Below are 22682 nucleotides of genomic sequence, written 5' to 3'. Positions count from 1 at the left end.
CCCCACAGCCCCGAACTAGCACTCCACTCATTTATGTGAGCTAACGTACTGGCCGTAGCGTATACGCTTGAAAACGCGCTGACGGTGTTAAAAACCTCACATCGAGCAACGTTGAATGGCGCGACGGTTGAGCGCAGAAAATTTCGCAGACTGTTCCAGGTGATCTTGAATATGCCTTAATTAACAACATATTTTGGTGCATCTGGACGAATCCTGTGCGCGCAAACGCAAGCCGCGACCTAGGTCACGGCAAACATCGCGATCAATAGCTTCTGCGCAAGGAAGCAGTGAAGCAGGTGCGTGGCCGCATCTGCTGAGACGACACCCAACTACCCGCGAGCAAGCAAGGGTGTGGTGGCAGTCGCCACCCGACTCACAATCTCAGCGACGTCGACGATGTCATGTGCGTACGTTGGACCGTTCAATGCATGCGCGGCATTCATCATTGCCGCGGAAAAACTGACTGTCGCATCCCGCACGAGAGTCACGTGATACCCCAGCTCCATTGCAGCGCGCGCGGTCGACTCGATACAGGTGTTCGCCAGGAGGCCGGCCACGATCAGATGAGTGATTCCACGTTGCTTGATCTGGAAGTCAAGGTCGGTGTTGGCGAAACCACTCTGTGCCCAATGCTCTTTGACGATCACGTCACCTCGCTGAGGAGCTAGCGGCGGGTACCATTCGCCACCCCACTCGCCACGGGCGAACGCGTGAGTCTTGCTCATGAGCTCTTGCGTGGGGTTCGGATACAACCAGTCCTCGTAGTCGCCCGGCTCCCAGCGACGATGCGGCACCACGAACACCTGAATGCGGGCTCCTCGAACCGCGTTCAAGAGCTCCGAGAGGTTCTCCAGAAGATTGACCTTTCCCGCGACATCGCGAATGCGAGGCCAGAGCTTGCCCTCGTCAGAAAGCCAGTCGTTGTACGGATCGACGAGAAGAAGCCCGGTACGCTCCGAACGGATTAACTCACTGGCCATGAAACCCTCCCAAGTCTCCCCAGGGGTGCGGCCAACGATGAGAACGGTGGACCTTCCCCCACTTACTATGAATATCATAGTAAGTGGGGGGAGTCCAGAGAGGAACGCGCCAATGCCCAGAGGCAAACCAGCGCAAGAGACGTTATGCCCTATTGCGCGCGCTGCTGCGGTTATTGGCGACCGTTGGTCGATCGTCGTGCTCCGCGAGATGTTTCTTGGCACGACCCGGTTCGACGATCTACAGGTACAAACAGGCGCCACCGCTCAGATGCTCGCAGCGCGGCTCAAACAGTTGCAATCGGAAGGGCTTGTCGCGCGGCACCTCTACAGCGAGCGGCCCGCTCGCCATGACTACCACCTAACGGAGATGGGCCGTGGCTTCCTGCCGGTCATCCTCGCTCTGCGTGCCTGGGGTGAGATTTGGCAGAAGGACCCAACCGAGCCTTTGGCGGTCCATATCCGCCATCAGGTATGCGGTACGGAGCTCGATTTGAATCTCGTGTGTCCTACCTGCAAAGTCATTGTCTCGCACACCGATATCGATTCGGACCTGAGCAAGGAGTTCGCCGCGGAACGCGCCCGCCGCCGCCTCTCACCATGACCGGCGATGCGGCCCAAAAGCCGCCTGGCCCAGGTTATCCCTCCGACCGCGCCCCTGGCGCGTTGTTGCGGCAGGCCAGCGAAACATTTCCCCGACAGATGACCTGCTCATACACCTCTGGTGGTCGCAAAGCCAAGCAACCCACGACGCCGCGGCACACAGTTAGCTACCTAGCTGCTACACCTAGCGGTCACTATCGACCCAGCTGGCGGCCGGGGGCAACCTCTCAATCTGACGCGCGAGATCAGCCATAGCGGCCAGACTGGTGAGCGCCTGCGGAGTGAGTCCTGATGCGCGCACTGCGAGGTCTCGAACGTGCTTGTCGCGCAGTACGTGCAAGGTCTGAAGGTGGAGATCGATCTTTGGATCAGATCCTGGGTCGATCAGAAAAGAGGGCGCTACACCGAAGAACTCGGCGATCGCCCTAAGATGCTGCACGGTCGGATTCACCCGCGCTCCGGTGCGCAACTGCCAGAGGTACGCCGAGCTGATCGAGACGCCCGTCTTGCGGGTAATCGCCAGCGCTGCGCTAACGTTTGACGACGGCCCATCGGCCGGGTTCCACAATGTGGCGAAAAGCTTGTTCAGCTTGACCGAGAGCTCGGAACCTTCACCGTCTGAGCTGCCTGACGCTGCTTTTCCGCTCAATCGTGGCTCCCCATTCACCCGAAGCGACTGATCGTGCCGATGTTACTACGAAGTAGGTTACGCAGGCGGCGTGTTGGGCTCCGCTATGCGATGACTGGTGTCCACGGCGCAACTGACTGCGCCGTCTCCGACACGCGATTTGGACTTCAACCCTTCAGCGGACGACCCTTTCCAGGGGTTATATCCAACCGTCTGCGACATTCGCCGTGGTAACAGCTTGTGCATCGGTCCGCATCGCGGCCACGGCACTTGCCGTGCGGTCGATACCCGCATACGCGCCCCGGTAGAACAGCAATGGACGTACATCCGATTCGCCGGACTCCCACAATTCCTGCACGGCACCGTACACGACGAAGTGGTCTCCGCCCTCGTGTACGGCATACACCGTGCAGTCGATGAACGCCAACGCATCAGCAAGAATTGGCGATCCCGACCTCGACGGGCGCCACTGGATTCCGCCAAACTTGTCAGGTGTGCGAGACCCAAACTTGGCTGATACGTTCTCTTGCTTCTCACTCAGGACATTGATGCAGAAGTGTCCACTTGCATGAATGGCGTGCCAGGCGCCGGATCGCTTCGTGGGGCAAAAAAGGACCAGTGGCGGATCCAGCGACAACGCCGCGAACGACTGGCACGTGAACCCAACCGGTGTGCCCTGATCGACGGTAGTAACCACGGTGATCCCCGTGCAGAATCTACCCAACACATTTCGGAAGAAACCTTGGTCGACCACTTCCGCCGTCATAAGTCACGCCTCATCTCGCCGACTGATCGTTACGCGCAATTTCACCCCGGCGGCAGGAATATCGACCCTTCCATTCACACGTATACCTGCGCCAACTGCGGGGTTACGTTACCACGCAAGATATTTCGCCTATCCGGGCGTTTACGACGACGGGAAGCCGACGAGTGCACAGAGCACCTCCACCAATTATTCCGTTGCTCTTCGTCCACTGATACCGGCGCCCTGCCGATTCGATGCACACACGCAGCGGACCGAGCTGTTGTCGGGTGGGATTGCTTGTTTCCGCAGAGGCGAAGGGAGGCTTAGTCTTGGGAGGTCTGGCGGTTCCATTCCCCGCGAGGCATACGCACCGGTCGTCAGCCGAGGGGCATGCGGCTGATGGTGATGGCGACCTTCTCGCGGCGCATGGCTTTGAGCGAGCCGCCGCTTCCCAGCGGCCATATCATCAAGGGGTGCATTCGTTCGATAGCCCCAGACACCTACCGCGTCACGGTGAACGGGCCCCCGGCGTTGAGCTCTGAGCGGTCATGTCGGCGTGATTTGATCATTAAGCTTGGTAACGAATTGACCGCTGCGCGTTTCGCTGATGGTGAGCAGCGGCGCGGCGAAGGTGCTCCGCAGGGCGGAGCGCGCGGCGGTCCAGTTGTCGAGTCCTTGCCCCAGCACACCGGCGAAAGTGAGCTCTAACCCGCTCTTAGTCACCGCGACACCGATCAGACTCGGCGCGGTCACCGTCGTGACCTGGGTGGTTGTGTGATTGTCGTTGGTGCGGATTGTGGTTTCGGTGCAGGTAAGTCCGACGCGGTTCATCAGGGTGAAAAATGTGCCATCGCTGACCAACTCGTGCAGGATTTGGCCGTAGCGGTGCTTGACCTCTTGGGCGACGACTCGCCGTATCGCTTCGGCGCGTAGCCGCCCCAGACGGTCGCTCGCAATGGTCGGCTCCGAAAGTTCACCTCCAGATTCCTGCCGGACAGATGCCCCGCCCCGCTCACCTCCGGATTCGGCATCCAATCGCCGCTGCGCCTCGTCCAGCAATCCCCCACTCCGCCACGTGTCGTCGACATCGTTCACTGCGCACCACGTTCACGTCGAATGTCATCCATCAACCGCTGGATGTCGGCTTCGTCTCGTTGCTGTTGGCGTTCACGTTCGGCACGTTCAGCCTCAACGCGATCACGTTGCGCGCGTTCATGTTCAGCCTCGTGCTGCTCGGCCTGGGCAAGCGCCGCGCTCGCCGCTGTGAGCAGCGCACCACGGTAATCGGACAACCACTCAACAGAGGCGATAGCGTCCGGTGTTCCGGCGCGGCGCGCAATCTGTCGCCAGTCATCAAGAATCTCGACCGACCTGGTGCAGCTCGCGACGAGGTCGCGAAGGACGTTGGCCGGCCATGACGTGTCGATTTGGGCGAACTGTGAGGTGCACGGTTCGGGATCGCCGATCCGTTCGGCGAGAATGGCAGTAATCGGATCGTCTTCGCGCAGCCAGCGAGTAGCGATTTCCTCCAGGGCAAGCACATCGCGTTGCCGCTGGCGCCTGCGGGATCTGTCCACCAGGACGACAGCTATCCCACAACATCCCAGCAGGATCAGCTGAACGATCCCGAAGGTGTCGCCGTGGCCGCCGTGACGGTCATTGAGCAGCGCCATCGCTCCGCCCAGGCCGACGAGCACCATGGCGCCGCCGACGATCCTCATCTACCGTGGCCCGATCTCGGCCAGGGTGACGCACTGGTCGGCCGGCAATTCGTGGTGGATGATGCGGTGGTCCCAGTCGTGAGCGCCGCCGCGCAAGTGGACCTCCTCGCGGGGATACTTCGCTAGTTCGTCTGCGAACTGCTCGGCCAGGGCTGCGGTCTCGGCGCGGTGGCGTTCCCGCTCGGCCGCCGCGAGCGCCGCATAGTCGGCCCGCAGCGCATCGCGTTGCTGAGTCAGCCGTGCGCAACGACGTTGCAGGTCGGCCACCTGCTCGGCCAGGGCGCTCCGTTCGCGGTCCCGTTGGCGATTCAGGCGATTCTCTGCATCGGCGCGTCGGCGCTCTTCAGCGTCTGCCTGCTGCATGGCCCGCTTGTATGCCACATGTCGGGTCTTGGGGTGGTCATCGGAGAAGGACAGGACGAAGCGACGCCCGTGTTGCCGGCAACCGGCGAAGAAGCCGAACCCGAACTGGATACGAATCTGATCTTGCTGCGCGACGAGTTCGGATAGAAAGTTCTCGCCGGAGGCGGTGAAGATCAGGTCGACGTCGTCGCCGTCGCGCTCGGCGTCGACGAGCGCGAATCCTTCGATGCCGGCTTCGGCTGCCGCGCGGGCCAACGCGCTGGCCTGCGACTCGAAAAGGCGACCGGAATTTGCGGTCTTCGTCCAGGCCGACACGTTCTTTCGCTCCCCTCACGTCATGCCCACCCGAGTCCCGTGCCCGTTCGGGGTGGCGCCCCGAACGGATGGGGTTCCGCCCACCCGGTGAGCGGTGCCGTCGTCAAAGTTGTTCCATATTAAGGACTATTACGCATGGGTGCAATGCGCATGCGTACAGTGCGCTCTGGCCTATTGCGCACGGGCCGTATGTGGTGTATTTCTGTGCCAGCCGATCCGTCCAGTCCCGCAGTGAACGAGACCACGCGCGTTTTCGGTGAACGAGTGCGTAGCCGCCGGCGAGCGCTCGGGCTCAGTCAGGAAGCGGCCGCGGTGCGCTGCGACATTCATTGGACACAGCTGGGCAAGGTCGAGCGGGGTCAACGCAGTTTGCGGTTGGAGACCATCGTCAAGATCGCCCATGGCCTTGGCATCGACGCGGGCCATCTCGTGAATGACCTGCCTATTCCAGGGCACCCGCAGATTTAGACGCAGGTGCAGTGCCAGCGCCCCTGCGCCCACCGGGTGTCAACGCACGAAGGGGATGAAGATGGCTCGGCCTTCCGCATCAGTACTTCTGCGCGTTCAGAATCGATTGTTTCGACATGACCCAACGGCATCTTTACTGGGGAGATGCGCGAAAGAGCTTGTCGTGCCCGCCTTTTCCCGCACTGTTCGGCCCCGCGGCCAGCTGACCGGTGAGTCTCGCCGCTGCCTGTTGAGTTCGGAGGTTTTCCTTGGGGCGACGCGATAGGACGCGGGACCATGGCCGCCGGAAGCTGTACCACCACGTCACCGACAGCGGGTGCGGCCGCGAAACCGACGGCCGGGACTATTCGACCCAAGCCACTCGGGCCGGTACAGCTCATTCCCATGCCTACCGCGGTCGCCCCGTGCCGCGGGCCGACGTCATCGCCGCCGCTGAACCGGACACCAAGCCCGCGCAGCGGGCTATGGGAAACCCCTGCTACGGCGACAACCGCCTCAGTTCCGACCTGAGATCGTGCCACCCACAATCGATGTCATTGACACCGCGTTGGATCTGGTCCGGCCCCGTCATCGGACCGCGCGCAACCGCGCCCGATGCCACTGCCGGTGACGCCCTCAGCCCTCCGCCACCGCCGACCCACGGGGGCGACCACGATGCGGCCCGGCCTGGGCGATGTGTTCGGCATTCTCACGCTCGACTGCGCGCAACTTGCGCGCAGTCGCCGCTTGAGCGGTCTTCGCGGCGCGTTTGCCGTTCAACGGCTCCCTGACGATTAAGCCGGCCAACAGTTCAGCTGCACTCGTCGGTCGTCCCAGTTCCTCGGCGGCGAGATTGACCAGAATCCGTAGTCGCGCATCGACCGATTCAGCCCATTTAATGCTGGTGACACGACGTGCGGCACTTGCCGAAGGGGCTTCCATAATTATATAATTTTACGCATGCCAGTCATGTTCGAGCAACCGCCCCAGCGGTCGGCGCGGCGCACCGTGCCGGTGTGTGAGGTCTTCGCCGGCGTCGCATCGGTGGCGTCGGGATTCGCCCGGGGCGGGCCGTTCGAGATCACCTACCTCAACGACGTTGACCCGCTGGTCGCCAAGACGTTCGGCGTCAACTCCGTCGACGACGTTCCCTACGACCTGCGCGACGTCCGCGACGTGACCGGGCCCCGGATCCTCGGCGAAGCCGGAGTGGACTCGATGTTCGGGCTACTGGGTTGCCCGCCGTGCCAGGGCTGGTCGACCGCGGGCAGCCGGCAAGTCGACGACGAGCGGAATCGGTTGCTGCTGGAATACTTTCGTCTGGTTCGTTCACTTAGGCCGGTGTTCTTCGTCATGGAGAACGTGCCGTCGGTGGCGGACCGAAGCGAGCTTCGCGCGGAGCTGGATAGGACGACGCGAAGTTATCGGATCTGGTCGGGCGTGCTCAACGCTGCCGCCTACGGCCTGCCGCAGACCCGTCAACGGACCATCGTCATCGGGTACCGGCGCGACACCGGCATCACCCCGACGTGCCCACCACCCACGCACGGCGGCCGACGCAAGGTGTGGAACTACCGCACCGAGCAGCCGGTCACACCCACCCTGGCGTCAATCGACGCGATCCTCGGCGCCGCACCGCGACTCAGCGGCGGGGCCTACGGCATGGGTGGCCACTACGGGGACAGGTTGTCGCAGCTGCCGTCGTTCGTCACCGTCGGCGACGCGATCGGCGACCTCGCCGCCGCCGGGACCACAGCGCGCTCCGCGTACGCGAGCTCGCTGGCGCTGCGCGAATCCGGGCCGCCGTCCAACCACGTGCCGTGGAATCACCGCGGAGATCTCACCGCGCGGATGAGCCTGGTGCCCGAGGGATCACGTCCTCCGCTGGAGGCCACCAACGGTCGCCGGTACTACTCGCAGGCCTACACCCGTCTGCACCGGAGGGGTCTCGCGCGCACGGTGACGACGAACTTCCACAATCCCGGATGCGGTCGCTACCTGCACTATCAGCTGAATCGGACCATCACCGTGCGCGAGGCGGCCCGCCTGCAGGGGTTCTCCGACGACTTCGTCTTCGTCGGGCACCAGTCGCACCAGGCCCGCGTCGTCGGCAACGCCTTCCCCCCACTGTGGGCCGAGGCCATCGCCCGCCACATCGCCATTGAGCTCGCGGCCCTCCTGCCCTAGCCACGCCCCGAGCCCGCACTACTTGCATCGCTGTCATTTCCGTGTAACCCTTTACTCGTAAGGGTTAGTGGTTAGGAGCGGTGATGGACGCGAGCTGGTCACCCAACGGTGAGGAACCGACGGCAGAAGTTCTCGAGGGCGAGCTGCTCGGCCCGCGCTCGCCGGTACTGGGCAAGGTGATCAGCGAGGGCACCTCGCCGAGTTTCACCGACATCGCCTTCCGGCTCGAGGCCAACGCCGCGGTGTTTCCCGGCGAGCTGGTCGCCGCGCACGCACACCTCGACGGCGCGGACGCGTGGGTGGTGTGCCGCGTGCTCGACGTCCACGAGGTGAACCCCCACGAGGATGCGCTGAGTTCCACGGTGCGCGACGTGCTGACCTTCGACACCCGATACGCCCCCGAAGGGTCCTCGACGGTGATCTACCGCATCGCCGCGTGCGAACCGGTCGAGGAGATCCCCTTCGACGCCCACGGCCTGGGCTCACCACACGAAGTGCGCACCCTGCCCCTGGCGGGGGGCACCGTGGTCCGCGCCGAAGGCGAGATGATCAGCCGCGCCCTGGGTCTGCTGGCCGACCCGCACGACGGCGTCGACATCGGAGTCGTGCACGGCACCGACACCCCAGCCGTGCTGGTCAGCAATGCGATCCAGCGGCACATGCTCATCGTCGGCGGCACCGGCTCGGGCAAGAGCTACACCCGCGGTGTGCTGGCCGAGGAATTGCACTGCCTGGGCACCTGTCAGGTCAACATCGACGTCAACCGCGAAATGGTCGATGCCACCGCGCAACTGGGCGGGCGCACCCTCGTACCCGGCGACGACTTCACCCTGGCCCTGTCCTCCCTGACCCGCGAGGACGTGCTGGAGATGGTGGAGCAGAACGGAATCCGACGCGGCACCAACATGGAGACGCTGATCGGGGCCGCGATCGACGCGCTGCACGACGACATCCGGTTCGGCCGGCGTCAGATCTTCGGAGTCGACGATCTCGTCGATCAGATTGAGGCGATGGCACCGGCAATGGGCATGCAAGCCGCCGGTACTCTGCACCCGGCAAAGACCCGCACCGCCGCCCTCAGGCAGCGCGCCTACATCGGCGCGCCGACGCCGTGGCGTGCGCTGCTGCAACCCGGCGCCGTGGTCAACATCGACTGCTGGTCGTTGTCGCTGAGCGACCTGCGGATCGTCGTGGCCGGTGTCGCCCGTGAACTGCAGTACGTCGTCAGGAACGTCGCCGACATTCCGTTCGTGGCGCTGTCGATCGACGAGTTCCACCTGGTGTGCCCCAACGAGCAGAACCTGGTGTCCACCCAGGTGCTGCGTGAAATCGCCCGCATCGGACGCCATTTCGGCCTCGGTCTCATCCTGACCACTCAGAGTCCCGCGGACGTCGACCGGGCCATCCTCAAGCGTCTTCTGACCCGGTTCGTGCACACCATCGAACCCGACCAACTCGACAGCCTCAAGGGCGTGTTCGCCGACGCCCCACCCGAGATCATCCACCGCCTGCCCCGACTCCCGGTCGGGACGTGCCTGCTCAGCGGGGTCGCCGAAACCGTCCGCCACGCCACCGTCGTCGACGTCCGCCGACGACGGACCAGCCACGGCGGCCACGCCCCCGACATGTTCGCCACCATCCGCAAGCTGGGCTGGGCGGCCAAGAAGACACTGCCCGATCACGGTGCCTGACATGTCGGCACGCCAATACGACGTCGCCGAACGCGAACAGGCGATCATCCGCTACCTGCGCAACCTGGACGACCCCGGCGTGGGCGCTACAGTCCCGCAGATCCACCGGACGCTCACCGAGACCGGCACCCACTTCCCCACCGCCGACGAACCGATCCGCGATACCGTGTCGCTGCCGGTCTACTACAAGATCGTCCGTCGAATGACCGCGATCGGCCACCTCGAGGAACGCCCTTCATCGGCCACCGGCGACGGCGTGCGCTACACCCTCGCCGACGCGCTGCACGCCGACACCGCACTCACGCTGGCCGATATCGACGAGATGGTGCACGCCCAACGCCCCACCGAGGTGATCGCCGCCCTCGTCGACGCCCGCGAGTACATCCAGGGCAAACGCGACACAGTCCTGCGCGACGCGGCCATCGCGCTCCGCGGAGTCGACCCGCGACGTCTGGTCGAGGACCTCGTCCTGGACCTGGTCGCCGCCTACAACGCCGACGTCGACATCTGCGCCGACGGCGACGCCACCGACATCGCCCACCATCACCGCATCCGCGACCAGCGTCTCACGCTGGACACCTTCTGCTACGCCCGGCTGGGCCTAACCCGCCAAGCCATCACCATTCCCTCGTCGGCGACGGTGGCCTCACCCAACGGCGACCCCGCCCAGCGCATCGATGTGCATCCCGCCGTGCTTAGGGCCGAGCTCCGGCGCCGGATCTACGGGACGACCGCAATCAGCCTGATCCACCCCGGTGCGGCAATCGAACCGGTCGACTGGATCAACGCAACCGTCTCCGGAAGCGACGGCAGCACCTACTCCAGCGTGATGCAGATCGACACCGGCGCTAAATTCGTCGACGCCGCCGGCGCGGAAGTCATCACCTTCAACAACAGCGTCGTCTACCTTGAACTGCCCAAGGGGGCCAAGCGACCCCGTTCGCCGCTCTACAGCGTCCCGCTGACCCGAAGTGCCATCGACAACCCGATCAACGGGGGCATGGTGATGGCGCCGTTCATGTATCGCAGCGAGGGCCTCACCGACAGCTCCTACGAGCACATGGCCAAATGCGCGACCGACGTCGTCCAATGGCGCGCCGACGAGCGCGTGTTCACCGGCCACGGCAAGTCGCTGGGCGCCGGCGAGGAACTACCGACCCCGCGGGTGCACTTCCGCGACGGAACCGTCACCCTGCAGGAACGGTGGTCCAACCACTACCAATTCGCCAACTCCTACGGGGCGATGGTCCGCGAAGGCGTACGACTGAGCCACGACGTGCTGCGCCACATCCGCGACCGCCGCAATCCACCGGTGTTCGCCGGTGCCGTCAAGTCCAGCCAACTGGACCTCTTCGCCACCATCGTCAACTGGTTCATCAAACACGGCCACCCCGCCAGCGACGTCGCGCCGATCGACCCGGGCTGGGATGTCGCGCGGGGATCGCACCTGTCCGACAACGAGTTGATGAACTACCTGCTGGGCGCCATCGAAGTCGACCGCAGGGACGGCTACTTCGTCAGCTTCGTCGTGGCCAGGCCGTTTCACGCCCTGACCGACCTCTACCGTCAATGCAACAGCGACGATCCAGACTCGTGGACGGAGATGTTCAGGCGTCGGCAACACGAACACCGTGCCGACGAGACTATGGAGTCCTACTGGAAGAACGTCGAAGACATCGACGACGACCCCTACATCCGCATGCTGCACTACGCCGACTACGGGCTCTTCTACATCGGGCACTCCTCGGGTGACCCCGGCCCACTGGCCCCGCGCTACGAATTTCTCGAATCCCTGCGCCCCATGGACGAATCCGAGGCAGCCGACCGAGTGCGACGAAACGTCGAGATGATCGTCGGTGCCCTAGACCACGTCGGGTTCACCCTCGATCGCGACCACAACTTCCTGTCCAAGAAGATCCTCGTCAAAATCCTGCCCTCGGTGGTCTACAACGCCCACGAGAATTGCAAGGCGCTGGGCAGGATACTCGAGCGCGAACTCAAGTCCATGGTGCTCGACAACCTCAAGCGCCTACGCGGCAGCCGTACCCCCAGCGTCGATCGGGTTGCCTACTTTCCGGATTCAGTCCAGCAATTCATCAAACGCTGGAGCGATGCACAACCACAGGACGCCGCCGACGTACTGCCATCGGCTTCCGACCGTCACGGACCCCAAGCACTTCCGTGATCGCAGCAGCCGGTGTCGGTACCGGCGTGTCATAGACGAATGACTGAAGGTCATCGCGTGATTCTTCGAGAGACCGACCGAAGCCACTCGAGGTAGGCGACGATCGAGCGGTCGTAGTTGGCGATCTCGTTGAGCGACAGCAGATTCACGTGGCTGGGTTCGGCCAGGCACTCCGGGGTCTCGTCGCCGACGGTGAACACCCATCCCGTGCCGTCTCAGTACATGTAGCCGACCGGGCTGCCGTCCACCAGGATTCGGTCGGTCGCCGTGCAGCCGTCCCCTGGATCGAGGCCCGGCACGATGTCTTCGGCTGGCAAGCGGAACTTCTTGTTCGCCACGAACGGCACGGAACCGGCCCCGGCGCGAGATGCTCCCCCAGCTGTCCCCCGTCCCCGTCAGGCCATCATCATCGGCCTCGGTCGCGCTCAGTCACGGAACTGAGGCGGCACGTAGAACTCCTCAACGGGGATCTGCCGACCGGTCGGGGTGTCGTAGATGCTGATGCCGCGTTCGTCGCGCACGATCTGCAGGTCCGACCCGACTGGGAAATCGTAGATACCTATGAGTGCCGGTTCGATGTTGCACACATCGTTGAAGGCGACGATCCGCCAACTGTTCGGATCATCGAGATACTCGGTCGTGTCGATATTGCTCATGATCCGCCAGCCGTTGTCTGCGGGACGCTGCGACTCCCGTCGCAGCATCCATCGCACAACACCGCGCCGCTCCATGACGTTCTCCGTGGCCAGACATACGCCGGACTTGGGGATGAACTCGATATACCGTGTCATGGCCGCCTAGGACGATTGCCGCGCGGACTCGTATGCCCGTACCCGCTCACGCAAGATCGGCAGGTTCCATACGGAATTGAAGATGAGATCGTGTAGGTAGGGATGGGTCAGGTCGAGATTCGGCTGATCGAAGATCACGTCGTAGAACGGGACGCATTCACTTTCCGGTGTCGGTCCGTGCTGGATCAAAACCGCGAGGGGTGGGCCGGATCGCTTGGAAACCAAGTTGATGTCGGCACCGCACTCAATAAGTCGCCGGAGCATCGGCGCTTCAAACTCCGTGTCATGCGTTCGCTGATCGAACAACACGTGCAGGACGTTGACACCATCCGGGGCGATTGACGGATCAGCGCCATCGTCCAGCAGTCGATTCGTGATCGCCACCCGCGCCTCGACGTCCTTGTTCGCGACCGACTGGAACAGCAGTGGCCTACCGATACCGAACAGCTTCGCAGCGTCCCCCGGCGTGTACTCCTTGAGGAAGTCCTCGTAGGACCCCCGATGCGCGGCGTAGACCAGGCTCACTCGGCCACCCTATCGTTCGAGGGGCCGGTCATCGTTGCTCATCGATGTGGGACCGGTTCCGATACGGGTCTTGGACAAGGTAATTGTCGGGGTCTCGGAACTCGCGCATATACTCCTCGAACGATATTTCTCCGCTCAGGTACGCCTGTCGGAGATCTCGGTACTCACGGCCGTTCCCGTGACCCATGTCCCACAACCCGTCGCGGGGGTCGCCGGGCTGCCACTCGACGAGTCGATGGCCGTCCTTGACAACCCAGTCGTCGCCGATCGGACCGTTCGGGTGCAGCTCTACCCATTGCCGGTCCGGGCCGGGCTGCGGAAGGTCGACCCGGCCGCCATCGATCCGCGTTAGCTGATCGTTGCGGGAGTTGTTCCAGACCTGTTCTTCCTGCCCAGCCCCGTAGTCCGGTCTGCTGTTCGCATACCTCAGACGGTCGCCGTTCTCGTCGTAGCCGAACGACCCGGGTTCGCCGTGCGGTGGTAGTGGCCCCGTTGGCGGTGAGTCAGGCGGATGGGCCGGAGGTGGTGCATCCGCATGGTGTCCGACTGGTGGTGGCCCCGCACTGTGGTGAACGGGAGGCGGCTCCGCGGTGTGGGGAGGGACCGGCTCGGCGCTGTGCGGGACGGGAGGGGCTTCTGCGGTGCGAGGCGCTGCGGGCGGGTCGGGTGTGTGCGGAACCGCCGGTGCCGCCCCGTGTTCGAGCGTGCGTCCGCCTTCCGAGACCAGGCCACGTTCCAGCGCACCCACCTCGGGCAGCATCGACTTGCCCAGCAAGCCCTCCGCGCCCAGAGGTGCCGTGGCGGCCATGGCGGTTGCGTCGAACAACACGTCGCCGGCGTGCTTGCCGGGGTTGTCGATCATTTCCGGTATGTCGTCCACGACCCCGTTGACCGCGCCCCACGGCCCCAGCGGCCCCATCGGGTCACGTAGATGCAGCGGATCCTTCATATGGTTTTCGACGGCCGCTTCCCCGAGCTGTTGCCACGACTCGAGGACGCCGGGGCGGCCCTCGCCGCCGGTGCCGGTGAGGTTCTGCAACGTTTCCGCCGTGGAGTCGAGGCGGTTGTAGAACTGGTCGTGAGCCTCGTTGACGAAATTGTTGAACTTATCCCCGAGCTTCTCTCCGAGGCTGCGGGTGTCGGCGGGCGCGGGACCCGGCGTGGTGTCCGGATTGGCCGGCGTGTGGGCAGCTGAGTCCGCAAGCGCGGTGTTCGTCTTCTGCGCGTCCGCGACCATGGCGTTGACCTGTGCCTCGATCTGGTCGGGCGGTACACCGTGCTGCCGCAACAGGTTCCGAGCCTGGGTCTTGAACTGTTCGACGTCCTGTGGGCGTATCTGAGGCGCGGCGGTGGGCTTCGGTTCTGCCCCTGCGGTCGCAGGATCGTTGGCGCCCAGCAAGTCGCGCAGGTCGCCCCCGACATCACCGGTAGCGGCGGGTTTGCCCTCCGGTTTCTTTGCGGCGTCCTCCACCGACTTGGGCACCGCGAACGGGCCGATCTGACCAGGCGCCTGCGCCGGAACCTCAGGTTTCTTCTCGCCCGGCTGGTCTTTGCCGTCGGCGTCGTACTTGACCTTGTTGTCGACAAGCCTCACGTGGTCGGATGGGCTTACACCTCCCTCGCCCTCGCCTTCGAACTTAATCCCCGCCAGCTCAACCGCTTTCGCCCGCAGCCGTTCCCGAACATGGGTATCGGCCTGAACGAGTCGGTCGGCGTACCAGCGGATGTCCTCGGTGTGCTCGGCCAGAGCCCTGTTCCGGGCGGCGATCGTGGTGATGTCGTAGCGGCGAGTGTCGGTGGCCTTCAACTCTTCACTGACATTGAAGTCGTCCTCTTCGGCGGCCGTGATCGCGGCAACAATCTCGCGGTGTGCGGCGTTGATATCGGTGACACCGCTCTCGGCGAGGTCGGCGGCCTCACGTAGAGCGTCGGCCTGGCTGCCCACGACCGAACAATCAGCGCTCGCCCGATCCAGGGCGGCGTCCTTGCCATCGCCTTCCCATGTGGTGCCGCCCGGTGAGGCAATGTTTTGCCGGTGCTGATCGAACGCGTTCTCCGATTGGGTGGCCGCTGCACGCCAGTCCGTCGCGGCCTCGGTCAGGTGAGTGGTGCTCCACGCCTCGATCTGCGAACGCGTCAGCGACACAGCGTCACCGCCCGCCGCAGGGCTCACACGGTCACCGTGATCGCGTCGCGCCCCTCTTCGTCGGTGGTGTCGTAACGAGCACCGCTGACCGACAGGTCGGCGGCCTGACCGGTGATACGTGCGGCCTGACGCTGACGCACCGAGGCCCACACCGCGTTGACCGCATCAACTCCGGCACCGCTGGGCTGCCAGGATGCTGAACCGCAGACCTGCGCGCCGCTCAGTTCAGTCGCGGCGACGGCCTCGCTACTCGTTGCCGCTGCCTGTAGGCCGACCGCGTCGACGTTCAGTTCGTTTGCCATGCCAATCCCCCAACCGGCCACACCTGGTCGTGAGCCTATCTCACGACTTGCACCTGCACCGACACCTGTTCGGCGGGGTGAGCGGGTCCGAAACTCGGTGGAACCGATGGTGTCCGAGGTGCGTCTAACCCGTCGTGGATAAGTTCGCGGAGGATCTGACGGGGCCGCAGTTGCCGACCGCCGTGGAGGAGTACCTGGCCGGGGAACGCGAGTGGCACCGGCTACTGCGGGGGACTGAAGCCGTGACGCTGGCGGAGTCGGCGGCTGAGCTGACGCGGTGGATCAAACCGTAGCACTACCGCTGGAAGGCCCCGTAGCCCTCGATCGCGTAGACGGGCACCCCGTCAGCGGTGCCCACGACGGGGAACACGAAGCGGTCGGTGTAGGAGTTGTGGACCAGGGCCCCGTCGCCCTCGACGACCGTGTCGGGTCCCATCATCCAGTTCTCGACATAGTCGCGGGACGCCTCGGCAGTAGCGACGGGGACTTTCCCCACGAAGCCGAGGGCGTGGAGTCGTGCTTGGGGATCCGCCGCGATGTCTGAACGGACGCTGACGGCCGTCCATTCGATGCCCTCGATGCCTCTCACAGTTCCAAGGCTAAGCCACTGTGCCCGACAGGAACCGCGGCGCGGAGAGAGCCGTGCCCCGGGATAATCCGGAGCATGATCCCCGCGCACCTCGTTGAGCAGCTGTCCGCCGCGCTGGCCCGGTGGGACGGCCGCGGCCCCACCGAGGACGACATGCTGCACGCGGGCAAGGAGCTCGCGTCGGCGGCGATGGCGGTGCTCACGTGGGACGCAGGCCAGTAGCCCAGCAAGTTCATCCTGTGCGAGCCGCGGTGACCACATCCACGATCACGGCGGCCACCACGGCGGGATCCTCGTGCTCCCAGAACCGCATCACTGTCCAGCCGGCATCGGTGAGCAGGGCGCTCACCCGGGCGTCGCGGTCGCGGTTGCCCGCTACCTTCGCCTCCCAGTAGTCCGTGTTCACGGCGGGTAGCCGATGGTGCTCGGGGCAGCCGTGCCAGTAGCAGCCGTCGACGAACACCGCCACCTTGGCGCGCGTGAATACGAGGTCGGCGCGGTGCCGGCGGTGGGTGTCGAGCGGCGCACGATCAACGCGGTAGCGAAGGCCCGCGCGGTGCACCAACTTCCGCACCGCGAGCTCGGGTTTGGTGTCCCTGCTGCGGTTCCCGCGCATGCTGGCTCGCACCGCGGGGCTGGATGCCCAGCTCTCAGCCATGGAACCAGTGTGGCGCAAAGGAGAGGCTCGGGGCAGAGCGCTACGCGGCGAGCGCGATCACCCTTGGGCCGGCGCAACCCCTATGGCCTGCGGCGCCCCCGTGCTACCGGCGTCGAGGAACCGCATCAGTAGCTCCTCCAGGTCCGCTGGGCTCGCCACCCCGACCCGGACAGCCCCCAGCTGCCAATCAACATGACCGGGCACAAGATCGGTGGGCCCGACGGCGAGGCCGGACACCGTGCCGAAAGCTGGCACGAGCTGATGCGCGTAGAACGCCGCCTGGTACATCCCTTGGGCGACGTACCCGGGGTCGAGGCTCTCGGCGGGATATTTGCACTCCAGCACCAGGGCCCGGTCTCCGCGACGCGCCAGGAGAACATCCGGCCGGATGTTCCGCGCCTGGAACGCCTGCCCACCCCTGTAGGAGAGTGTTCGCGCGAGGTCGCGGTACTTGTCGGCGACCCCGTACACATCCCAGCAGCGCGCGGCCTCACACCACAGGTCCCACGGCTCCCCACCAGGGAAGTCGATGCGGTAGACGGGCCCGCTCGTCATGTAGCCGATCGGGCGCAGGCTGGTGACCGTGGCGCCCGCACGCTCGCAAGCGATCATCACCGCGCCGAGCACGCCCAGCTGGAAGATCGCCTCCGGGAACCCGTCGGGTCTCAGCAACCTTCGCGCGAGACCCTCCGCCCCGCCGCGCTCCACCGCCGCGAAGAAGGCCGCGACCTCGGCGACCACATTCCATGGCCACCCAGACGCCCGTACCGAGCCGATATCGTCGCGCGAGGGCGGCGTCTGGTCGGCCTCGTCGAGCAGGCCGAGGATCGGCAAAGTTCTTACGAGAGTGCCTTCCACATCCTCGGACAGCTGCTCAATCAGCGTCCCCGTGTGCGGCCCTGTCAAGCTCTGCGAGGCGGCCAGCGCCTGGTCGAGCTTGCCCAGCGTCCACGCGAGCACGCTCAGAGTCAGCTGATCGGTGGTGCGCCTACGGCGGCGGATCGCGAACGCCGAAGGCGGCCAGCCCGCCCGCCGGGTCTTGGCCCAGTCCACACGGGTCTGCGGCACGTCCGACCAGAAGCGGTGGCGGTTGGACAAAGTGGGGAGGTGGTTCTGCCACTCCCTCGCCGACTTCGGCCACCTCCTGAGGATCGGGCTGCACTGCAGGAGAAGGATCCGCATCGCGCGGCGCTCCACGTCCTCGGGTGACCACTCCCGTTCGACGGGGGCCGGGGACGCGGCCGCGACGGCGGAGTACAGGTTGCCGACACCCGACCACTCGGAGAGCACCCGCATCAGCCCGCCCTCGTGAACCGAGAGCGCGGTGTCGTCCATCAGGCGCGCATCGCGTGCAGGCTCTGCTGCACCCATGCCCAGTTGCCGGCTGTCAGAGCGGCGGTGCTGGAGATCGCGACCGAGAGGTCGTCGAGTAGGTCCGGCTCGTACTTGGCCACAAGGTTCCCCACCGACACCAGGTACGCCTCTGCGAGGAGCTCTTCCAACAGATCGGCGGGGTGTGTCAGCTTCTCGTCCCCATTCGCCGGCTCGGATTCGGCGGGCTCGCCGTCACCGTCGCCGGACTGGGATTCATCCTCAGACACTGTGGTCGTCGTGCCATCCCCGCCGGCGTCTGCGTACGTGTGCATCCGCAGGCCGTGCTCAACGTAGGCCGGGATGTCCACGAACAGCCCAGGCCCGAGCTGGGCGTCTTCGATCCCGAGGTGAGCCGCGTACAGGCGGGTGACCCGGTCTGTCAGCCAGTCGAGCAGCGTCTCGTCGTTGACGCGGCCCGCGATGATCGCTCGGAAGTCGTCGGCGCTCGCGGGCGGGACGGGCACGTGCTTGAAGCGCCTACTCAGAGCCTGTCCCATCCGGAACACACGCTGCGCGTCCACCGCGTTGTACGTCCCGAGTACACGCCACTCTGAACCCGCCGCGTACTCCAGGGACGGAGGCGTGGCGACTGGTCGGACCCGACTCTCCGGCTGATCGGTCCACTCCAGGTACACGGGGACCGTCTGATCGCCGCTGCCCCCTGTCGCGTCCGGGCCCCGCCAGACGCCGACCTTGACCCGCTTGCCCGACAGCCAGGTGAGCACCCCGCCGAGCACGCGGTCCATGTCCGCTCGGTTCGTCTCGTCGAGCACCAGCCACTGGTTATTGCGCACCGCCACGAGGAGATCACCCTCCACGCTGCGGATCTCGCCGTCCACGACCGTCTCACCGAGCACCAGCTTCTCGAACGTCCACTCCTCCTCGGGCGTCACCCAGGCGCAGTCGATGCCCTCGCTGGTGAAGCCGAACCGCGCCGGGTCTTTGTCCGCCTTGTCGATGACCTGCTCAAGGATCTCGGTCTTGCCAGTGCCCGGCGGGCCAACCAGTAGCACCGCGCGCGACGAGGCGATCGCGACCTCGATCATCCTCTCGACGCGAGCGGAGAGCTGCAGCTCGACCACGTGTGACACGTGCCGGCGGGCAGCCGCCGCTTCCCGGCGCCGGTAGCGCTCGAATGCCTCATCGTCCCCCATAGCGGCAGCGCGCAGCGCCTCGAAGGAGTCGACGTCTGTAAAGGGGTTGCTCATCGCGACGCTGACCTCCCAAGGTCGGCCGCGATGCTCCTCAACGTCTCCAGATAGTGAGGACCGTCCTGAAGGAACTCAGGAGCGGTCATGCCCTTGATCGCAAAGAAGGTCGCGAGCTCCTTCTTCACCGTGGTGTTTCGGACCATACGGAGCTTCGCCCCGCGCCCGTCGTCGAACGATCCGATATTGAGGTCGCCGATCGTTAAGATCGGATTCGCCATCAGCCCGCGCTCCTCCCAGTCTTCGGCGGTGGCGGACAGCCAGCCGTCGAGCGCAGCTCGCGTCTCCCCGTTCAGCACTTCGAGTGCACGCGATCGGATTCGGGCAGACGCCTCACCCATCAGGTTGTGGTTCTGAGTTCCCTGGTAATGGCTCCCAAGTCCGCACGCGATGATTCCGAGCGACGGAAACCCCATGATCCGGACACGCCAGCCCTTGTTGTTCCTGAGCCGTTGTCCAAGTGACAGCAGGTGAATCTGGATGCTCACGTACTGGATCGGGCCGACAGCGTCGGCGTACTCCTCAACCGATACCTTGCAGTCCTGCAGCCAGTTCTTGAAATCGCTCTGGCTCTCGTTGTTGTACAAGTTGCTGTGCGCGCCTTGCCCGTATGGGTTGATGGTGTGGTCGTACCCCCAGGCGGCAGGCGGGAATCCCTCGCTGATGGCTGGGAGCGCATCTACCCACGCGGCCTCGGCTGCCGTCTCGGAGCGCGCGGTTAGGAACTTGACGACCGGCGTCAGGTCCCAATCAGGGGCGTCGGACTGATCCGTGTCGGTGTCGGCGTCCTCGACCGTGACTTCATCGACTTCGTCAGGCACCCAGCATCCCCCTGAGTGCTCGCCCGATCGCCTCCGCGAACAGGGGCGGCACCGCGTTGCCGACCTGCGAGCAGCGCGCGACGTCGAACTTCCGCCGCGGGCCGTTGATCGTGTACCTGCCCCGGAACTTGAAGTCGTCGGGGAAGGACTGCAGCCGCGCCATCTCCCGAACGGTGACGTTGCGAGGCTCGGCGTAGTGGATGAACTCGTCCGGGTGGGTGGTGATCGTGGACACCGGTGCGTCAGGGTCGATGAGCACCTTCTTGTCCTTCTTCGTGCCCATGGACAGCAGGAACTCTTTCGTCAGACGGCCCTTCGGCTGTGTTGCGTGGGCCGTCGAGTACAGGTCCAGGATTTGCTCCCCGTGCTTCGTGTACCGATGGGAGTCCGGAATCGATCCGGCGCGGATTCCGCGGCGCAGGGCTCGCGCGTACGGCCCCTCAGCCTTGATGTACTTCGAGGAGTCGTATTTGGGCGAGTCCGGGCACTGCACGCGGCCGCCCGGGTTGTGCAGGTCCGCCAGCGCCTCCGCGGCCGTCACGGGCCTATCGGTCGGGAGTCCGTGCGCGAGCAGGTGCTCCTCCTGGACCTTGTCCAGGTAGCGGAAGAAGTCCGAGGGGGAGATCCCCAGGTCGTTCCGCACGCCGATGATGATGGCCCGCCGGCGCACCTGGGGGACACCGAACTCGCTGGCATTGCCTATCCCGAAGTCGGCCTCGTAGCCGAGCTCCTTGAACGCTGCCACAACCTCGGCTGCCACTGACTCCTGGGCATCTTCACGGGGCCGTGATCGGAAAGCGCGGGTGATGCCCTCGACGTTCTCGATCAGAGCCACCTTCGGCCGAACGAGGTCGACGACTTCCAGGAGGCGGTGGACCAGGTGGTTCCGCTCGTCTGTGCCGTTGCGGGCGCCGCCCACCGAGAACCCCTGGCATGGGGGCCCGCCGGCGACGAGCGTGACGGCACCACGCAGCCCGCGCAGTCGCTTTTTGTTCGCCGAGTTGCCCAAGAAGGTGTCGATGTCGTGGGGGGCCTGAGGCACCCAGTCGGGCCACTCCGCGTAGGCGTTGTAGGACGCGTCCGCCCCAACGAGATTCGTGCGCAGCGTGTCGAACGCCATCGGGTCGCGCTCGATCGCGAACAAACCATCCCACCCCGCGTTGTGCAGACCCAGGGACAGACCACCGCAACCGGCGAACAGATCGATGCTGGTCAGGCCTTCGTCGGGCATATGGCCGCGCTCCCTCTACTCGTGGCCCATCTCATCCTGAGTCGATGGCTCGTCCCTCATTGTGCTTGACGGCAGACTAGATCCTGGTACCGACACCGCCCGATCGCCAGGGGAATGAGCAGGCACGATGGCCTTTCGCCGGCAGCCGCGGCGCGGCTCGGTCACCAGCACTCGTGCTTGCCCGACGCCATCTCAGCCGGTGTGTATGGCAGGAAGCACGTGCCGCACTTCGTCGGGGCTGCGGGCGCCGTACACCCGCAGCGCTGGCAGTGCGGGCACTTGAAGTCTTGGCAGTTCTCGCAGCGGCCGCTGGACGACTTCGCCTGGAATGTCTTCTCGCACACGGGGTTGGAGCACTCCTGCGAAGGGAAGGTCCAGGTGCCCGCCCCGTTCACGGTCGTGGGCCTCAGGGCGAGGAACACGTACCGCTCCTCATGATCGATCGCCGCCTCCACCCGCATCCCGTCGAGCACGGACCCGGTCTTGTACTCGATCCCCTCGTGGAACTCCCGCCGCACGGCGGCCTCCATCGCCTCAGCGGCGATGCGCCTGAACCCCTCCTGGGCGAAGTCCTTCGGCGGCTGAGGGTCGTCGTAGGTCGTCGCCGATGTGGTGACGACCCCGTCGAGATCTGCGACCGCGAGGATCCAACGGGAACCGGCCGGGAGCATCTCGAGCACGCGCAGCATGGTCGCCGGGCGGGAAGCCTCCGTCCGGGCGTACAGGCCGGCCATCAGGTCCGCCGGATGAAGCGAGGCATCGCGCCGGTCGCTCTCACCCACGGGCATCAGAACCTGCGCGGCGAACTGGTCGGACACCCGCTCTTCGATTTTGCGCCGCTCCCCGTCGACCATGTCGATGAGCGAAAACCCCCACTGGTCGTGCGTCTGCTGCAGGTGATGGCCGAGCTCGTGGAGCAGGGTGAAGTTGTCACGGCGGTAGGTGGCCGGGTGGAGGTGGATTGTGGGCGGGGTTGGACGGTAGTAGCCGCCTCCGCCGCAGCCGGTGTCGACGAGGCCGTCCTCGATCTCCACCTCAATCCCCGGACTTCGCAACAGCGTTCCTAGCGGATTGTCGCGCAGCGCCGCGAAGTTGAAGGTGGTGCACTCCTCAATGATTCGAGCGGCGATCGCTCGGGCATCAAGGCCGACGGCGAGGTCGTCCCACCCGTCCAC

At 65.1% G+C, this 22682-nt stretch carries 27 protein-coding genes; 7 read left to right on the top strand and 20 right to left on the bottom strand.

Annotated elements, in window-relative coordinates:
- Nucleotides 1-329: 329 nt before the first annotated feature.
- The gene (locus ACNQVK_RS02460; RefSeq protein ID WP_067776225.1) at nt 330-980 is read right to left on the bottom strand and encodes an isochorismatase family cysteine hydrolase; all 651 of its coding nucleotides are present in this window, start codon (nt 978-980) and stop codon (nt 330-332) included.
- A 112-nt stretch (nt 981-1092) separates the two neighbouring features.
- Between ACNQVK_RS02460 and ACNQVK_RS02455 the strand changes: the two genes are divergently transcribed.
- Nucleotides 1093-1581, top strand: a complete 489-nt coding sequence (locus ACNQVK_RS02455) for a winged helix-turn-helix transcriptional regulator (protein WP_067776214.1) — start codon at nt 1093-1095, stop codon at nt 1579-1581.
- A gap of 183 nt (nt 1582-1764) precedes the next feature.
- On the opposite strand, the gene ACNQVK_RS02450 is transcribed toward ACNQVK_RS02455, so the two are convergent.
- The 5 genes from ACNQVK_RS02450 to ACNQVK_RS02430 all read right to left on the bottom strand — a co-directional run bounded on the left by ACNQVK_RS02450 (nt 1765) and on the right by ACNQVK_RS02430 (nt 5352).
- Nucleotides 1765-2229 carry a helix-turn-helix domain-containing protein gene (locus ACNQVK_RS02450; protein WP_067776377.1) on the bottom strand — a complete coding sequence of 155 codons (465 nt, stop codon included), beginning with the start codon at nt 2227-2229 and terminating at the stop codon, nt 1765-1767.
- Between the two features lie 178 nt (nt 2230-2407).
- Nucleotides 2408-2974: a 3-hydroxy-9,10-secoandrosta-1,3,5(10)-triene-9,17-dione monooxygenase reductase subunit gene (gene hsaB / locus ACNQVK_RS02445; RefSeq protein WP_067776368.1), complete on the bottom strand. Its 567-nt coding sequence runs from the start codon at nt 2972-2974 to the stop codon at nt 2408-2410.
- Between the two features lie 525 nt (nt 2975-3499).
- A complete protein-coding gene (locus ACNQVK_RS02440) occupies nt 3500-4048 on the bottom strand; it encodes a hypothetical protein (protein WP_418028465.1) in 549 nt (182 codons plus the stop codon).
- A complete protein-coding gene (locus ACNQVK_RS02435; protein ID WP_418028464.1) occupies nt 4045-4674 on the bottom strand; it encodes a hypothetical protein in 630 nt (209 codons plus the stop codon). Before ACNQVK_RS02435 ends, ACNQVK_RS02440 begins: the two co-directional genes overlap by 4 nt.
- Nucleotides 4675-5352, bottom strand: coding sequence for a hypothetical protein (locus ACNQVK_RS02430; RefSeq protein WP_418028463.1), 678 nt, complete (start codon nt 5350-5352; stop codon nt 4675-4677).
- Between the two features lie 189 nt (nt 5353-5541).
- Between ACNQVK_RS02430 and ACNQVK_RS02425 the strand changes: the two genes are divergently transcribed.
- The gene (locus ACNQVK_RS02425; RefSeq protein WP_418028469.1) at nt 5542-5820 is read left to right on the top strand and encodes a helix-turn-helix domain-containing protein; all 279 of its coding nucleotides are present in this window, start codon (nt 5542-5544) and stop codon (nt 5818-5820) included.
- A 615-nt stretch (nt 5821-6435) separates the two neighbouring features.
- Here the strand turns inward: ACNQVK_RS02425 and ACNQVK_RS02420 are convergent.
- Nucleotides 6436-6741: a hypothetical protein gene (locus ACNQVK_RS02420; protein WP_418028462.1), complete on the bottom strand. Its 306-nt coding sequence runs from the start codon at nt 6739-6741 to the stop codon at nt 6436-6438.
- 18 nt (nt 6742-6759) lie between these two features.
- On the opposite strand from ACNQVK_RS02420, the gene ACNQVK_RS02415 reads away from it, so the two are divergent.
- From ACNQVK_RS02415 to ACNQVK_RS02405, 3 genes are all read left to right on the top strand, one after another.
- A complete protein-coding gene (locus ACNQVK_RS02415; RefSeq protein ID WP_418028461.1) occupies nt 6760-7986 on the top strand; it encodes a DNA cytosine methyltransferase in 1227 nt (408 codons plus the stop codon).
- Nucleotides 7987-8069: 83 nt separating this feature from the next.
- Complete coding sequence (locus ACNQVK_RS02410) at nt 8070-9677, top strand: ATP-binding protein (protein WP_418028460.1); 1608 nt, start codon at nt 8070-8072, stop codon at nt 9675-9677.
- A 1-nt stretch (nt 9678) separates the two neighbouring features.
- Nucleotides 9679-11862: a hypothetical protein gene (locus ACNQVK_RS02405; RefSeq protein WP_418028459.1), complete on the top strand. Its 2184-nt coding sequence runs from the start codon at nt 9679-9681 to the stop codon at nt 11860-11862.
- Nucleotides 11863-11912: 50 nt separating this feature from the next.
- Here ACNQVK_RS02405 and ACNQVK_RS02400 read toward each other — a convergent pair whose 3' ends face one another.
- The 6 genes from ACNQVK_RS02400 to ACNQVK_RS02375 form a co-directional block, all read right to left on the bottom strand.
- Nucleotides 11913-12062: a hypothetical protein gene (locus ACNQVK_RS02400; RefSeq protein WP_418028458.1), complete on the bottom strand. Its 150-nt coding sequence runs from the start codon at nt 12060-12062 to the stop codon at nt 11913-11915.
- Nucleotides 12063-12077: 15 nt separating this feature from the next.
- The gene (locus ACNQVK_RS02395) at nt 12078-12200 is read right to left on the bottom strand and encodes a hypothetical protein (protein ID WP_418028457.1); all 123 of its coding nucleotides are present in this window, start codon (nt 12198-12200) and stop codon (nt 12078-12080) included.
- An 87-nt stretch (nt 12201-12287) separates the two neighbouring features.
- Complete coding sequence (locus ACNQVK_RS02390) at nt 12288-12653, bottom strand: DUF2185 domain-containing protein (protein ID WP_418028456.1); 366 nt, start codon at nt 12651-12653, stop codon at nt 12288-12290.
- A 6-nt stretch (nt 12654-12659) separates the two neighbouring features.
- The gene (locus ACNQVK_RS02385) at nt 12660-13178 is read right to left on the bottom strand and encodes a hypothetical protein (RefSeq protein ID WP_418028455.1); all 519 of its coding nucleotides are present in this window, start codon (nt 13176-13178) and stop codon (nt 12660-12662) included.
- A 28-nt stretch (nt 13179-13206) separates the two neighbouring features.
- A complete protein-coding gene (locus ACNQVK_RS02380) occupies nt 13207-15351 on the bottom strand; it encodes a GH-E family nuclease (protein WP_418028454.1) in 2145 nt (714 codons plus the stop codon).
- Nucleotides 15348-15626, bottom strand: coding sequence for a hypothetical protein (locus ACNQVK_RS02375; RefSeq protein WP_418028054.1), 279 nt, complete (start codon nt 15624-15626; stop codon nt 15348-15350). The genes ACNQVK_RS02380 and ACNQVK_RS02375 overlap by 4 nt, the downstream gene beginning before the upstream one ends.
- 134 nt (nt 15627-15760) lie before the next feature.
- Between ACNQVK_RS02375 and ACNQVK_RS02370 the strand changes: the two genes are divergently transcribed.
- A complete protein-coding gene (locus ACNQVK_RS02370) occupies nt 15761-15919 on the top strand; it encodes a hypothetical protein (protein ID WP_418028453.1) in 159 nt (52 codons plus the stop codon).
- Nucleotides 15920-15921: 2 nt separating this feature from the next.
- On the opposite strand, the gene ACNQVK_RS02365 is transcribed toward ACNQVK_RS02370, so the two are convergent.
- A complete protein-coding gene (locus ACNQVK_RS02365; RefSeq protein ID WP_418028452.1) occupies nt 15922-16215 on the bottom strand; it encodes a hypothetical protein in 294 nt (97 codons plus the stop codon).
- A gap of 75 nt (nt 16216-16290) precedes the next feature.
- Here ACNQVK_RS02365 and ACNQVK_RS02360 point away from each other — a divergent pair, with 75 nt between their 5' ends.
- Entirely contained in the window at nt 16291-16437 is a 147-nt protein-coding gene (locus ACNQVK_RS02360; RefSeq protein ID WP_418028056.1) for a hypothetical protein, read from the top strand.
- A 10-nt stretch (nt 16438-16447) separates the two neighbouring features.
- Here ACNQVK_RS02360 and ACNQVK_RS02355 read toward each other — a convergent pair whose 3' ends face one another.
- The 6 genes from ACNQVK_RS02355 to ACNQVK_RS02330 all read right to left on the bottom strand — a co-directional run bounded on the left by ACNQVK_RS02355 (nt 16448) and on the right by ACNQVK_RS02330 (nt 22682).
- On the bottom strand, nt 16448-16873 hold the full coding sequence (locus ACNQVK_RS02355) for a very short patch repair endonuclease (protein ID WP_418028057.1): 426 nt from the start codon (nt 16871-16873) through the stop codon (nt 16448-16450).
- A gap of 57 nt (nt 16874-16930) precedes the next feature.
- On the bottom strand, nt 16931-18208 hold the full coding sequence (locus ACNQVK_RS02350) for a hypothetical protein (protein WP_418028058.1): 1278 nt from the start codon (nt 18206-18208) through the stop codon (nt 16931-16933).
- Nucleotides 18208-19455, bottom strand: coding sequence for an AAA family ATPase (locus ACNQVK_RS02345; RefSeq protein ID WP_377151823.1), 1248 nt, complete (start codon nt 19453-19455; stop codon nt 18208-18210). Before ACNQVK_RS02345 ends, ACNQVK_RS02350 begins: the two co-directional genes overlap by 1 nt.
- Nucleotides 19452-20276 (bottom strand): hypothetical protein, encoded by an 825-nt coding sequence (locus ACNQVK_RS02340; RefSeq protein ID WP_418028059.1) that lies wholly within the window; start codon nt 20274-20276, stop codon nt 19452-19454. The genes ACNQVK_RS02345 and ACNQVK_RS02340 overlap by 4 nt, the downstream gene beginning before the upstream one ends.
- Complete coding sequence (locus tag ACNQVK_RS02335; RefSeq protein WP_418028060.1) at nt 20269-21507, bottom strand: DNA cytosine methyltransferase; 1239 nt, start codon at nt 21505-21507, stop codon at nt 20269-20271. Before ACNQVK_RS02335 ends, ACNQVK_RS02340 begins: the two co-directional genes overlap by 8 nt.
- A gap of 161 nt (nt 21508-21668) precedes the next feature.
- The gene (locus ACNQVK_RS02330; protein ID WP_418028061.1) at nt 21669-22682 is read right to left on the bottom strand and encodes an ImmA/IrrE family metallo-endopeptidase; all 1014 of its coding nucleotides are present in this window, start codon (nt 22680-22682) and stop codon (nt 21669-21671) included.

The sequence above is a fragment of the Mycobacterium sp. 134 genome (assembly GCF_048282715.1).
Classification (GTDB): domain Bacteria; phylum Actinomycetota; class Actinomycetes; order Mycobacteriales; family Mycobacteriaceae; genus Mycobacterium; species Mycobacterium septicum.
This window is presented reverse-complemented; position numbering and strand designations above follow the sequence as displayed.

What these genes read in the sequence shown, in the direction of transcription:
- ACNQVK_RS02460 (WP_067776225.1), bottom strand. Translation starts at nt 980, where the DNA reads ATGGCCAGTGAGTTAATCCGTTCGGAGCGTACCGGGCTTCTTCTCGTC.
- ACNQVK_RS02455 (WP_067776214.1), top strand. Translation starts at nt 1,093, where the DNA reads ATGCCCAGAGGCAAACCAGCGCAAGAGACGTTATGCCCTATTGCGCGC.
- hsaB (WP_067776368.1), bottom strand. Translation starts at nt 2,974, where the DNA reads ATGACGGCGGAAGTGGTCGACCAAGGTTTCTTCCGAAATGTGTTGGGT.
- ACNQVK_RS02435 (WP_418028464.1), bottom strand. Translation starts at nt 4,674, where the DNA reads ATGAGGATCGTCGGCGGCGCCATGGTGCTCGTCGGCCTGGGCGGAGCG.
- ACNQVK_RS02425 (WP_418028469.1), top strand. Translation starts at nt 5,542, where the DNA reads ATGTGGTGTATTTCTGTGCCAGCCGATCCGTCCAGTCCCGCAGTGAAC.
- ACNQVK_RS02420 (WP_418028462.1), bottom strand. Translation starts at nt 6,741, where the DNA reads ATGGAAGCCCCTTCGGCAAGTGCCGCACGTCGTGTCACCAGCATTAAA.
- ACNQVK_RS02415 (WP_418028461.1), top strand. Translation starts at nt 6,760, where the DNA reads ATGCCAGTCATGTTCGAGCAACCGCCCCAGCGGTCGGCGCGGCGCACC.
- ACNQVK_RS02410 (WP_418028460.1), top strand. Translation starts at nt 8,070, where the DNA reads ATGGACGCGAGCTGGTCACCCAACGGTGAGGAACCGACGGCAGAAGTT.
- ACNQVK_RS02405 (WP_418028459.1), top strand. Translation starts at nt 9,679, where the DNA reads ATGTCGGCACGCCAATACGACGTCGCCGAACGCGAACAGGCGATCATC.
- ACNQVK_RS02390 (WP_418028456.1), bottom strand. Translation starts at nt 12,653, where the DNA reads ATGACACGGTATATCGAGTTCATCCCCAAGTCCGGCGTATGTCTGGCC.
- ACNQVK_RS02375 (WP_418028054.1), bottom strand. Translation starts at nt 15,626, where the DNA reads ATGGCAAACGAACTGAACGTCGACGCGGTCGGCCTACAGGCAGCGGCA.
- ACNQVK_RS02360 (WP_418028056.1), top strand. Translation starts at nt 16,291, where the DNA reads ATGATCCCCGCGCACCTCGTTGAGCAGCTGTCCGCCGCGCTGGCCCGG.
- ACNQVK_RS02355 (WP_418028057.1), bottom strand. Translation starts at nt 16,873, where the DNA reads ATGGCTGAGAGCTGGGCATCCAGCCCCGCGGTGCGAGCCAGCATGCGC.
- ACNQVK_RS02350 (WP_418028058.1), bottom strand. Translation starts at nt 18,208, where the DNA reads ATGGACGACACCGCGCTCTCGGTTCACGAGGGCGGGCTGATGCGGGTG.
- ACNQVK_RS02345 (WP_377151823.1), bottom strand. Translation starts at nt 19,455, where the DNA reads ATGAGCAACCCCTTTACAGACGTCGACTCCTTCGAGGCGCTGCGCGCT.
- ACNQVK_RS02335 (WP_418028060.1), bottom strand. Translation starts at nt 21,507, where the DNA reads ATGCCCGACGAAGGCCTGACCAGCATCGATCTGTTCGCCGGTTGCGGT.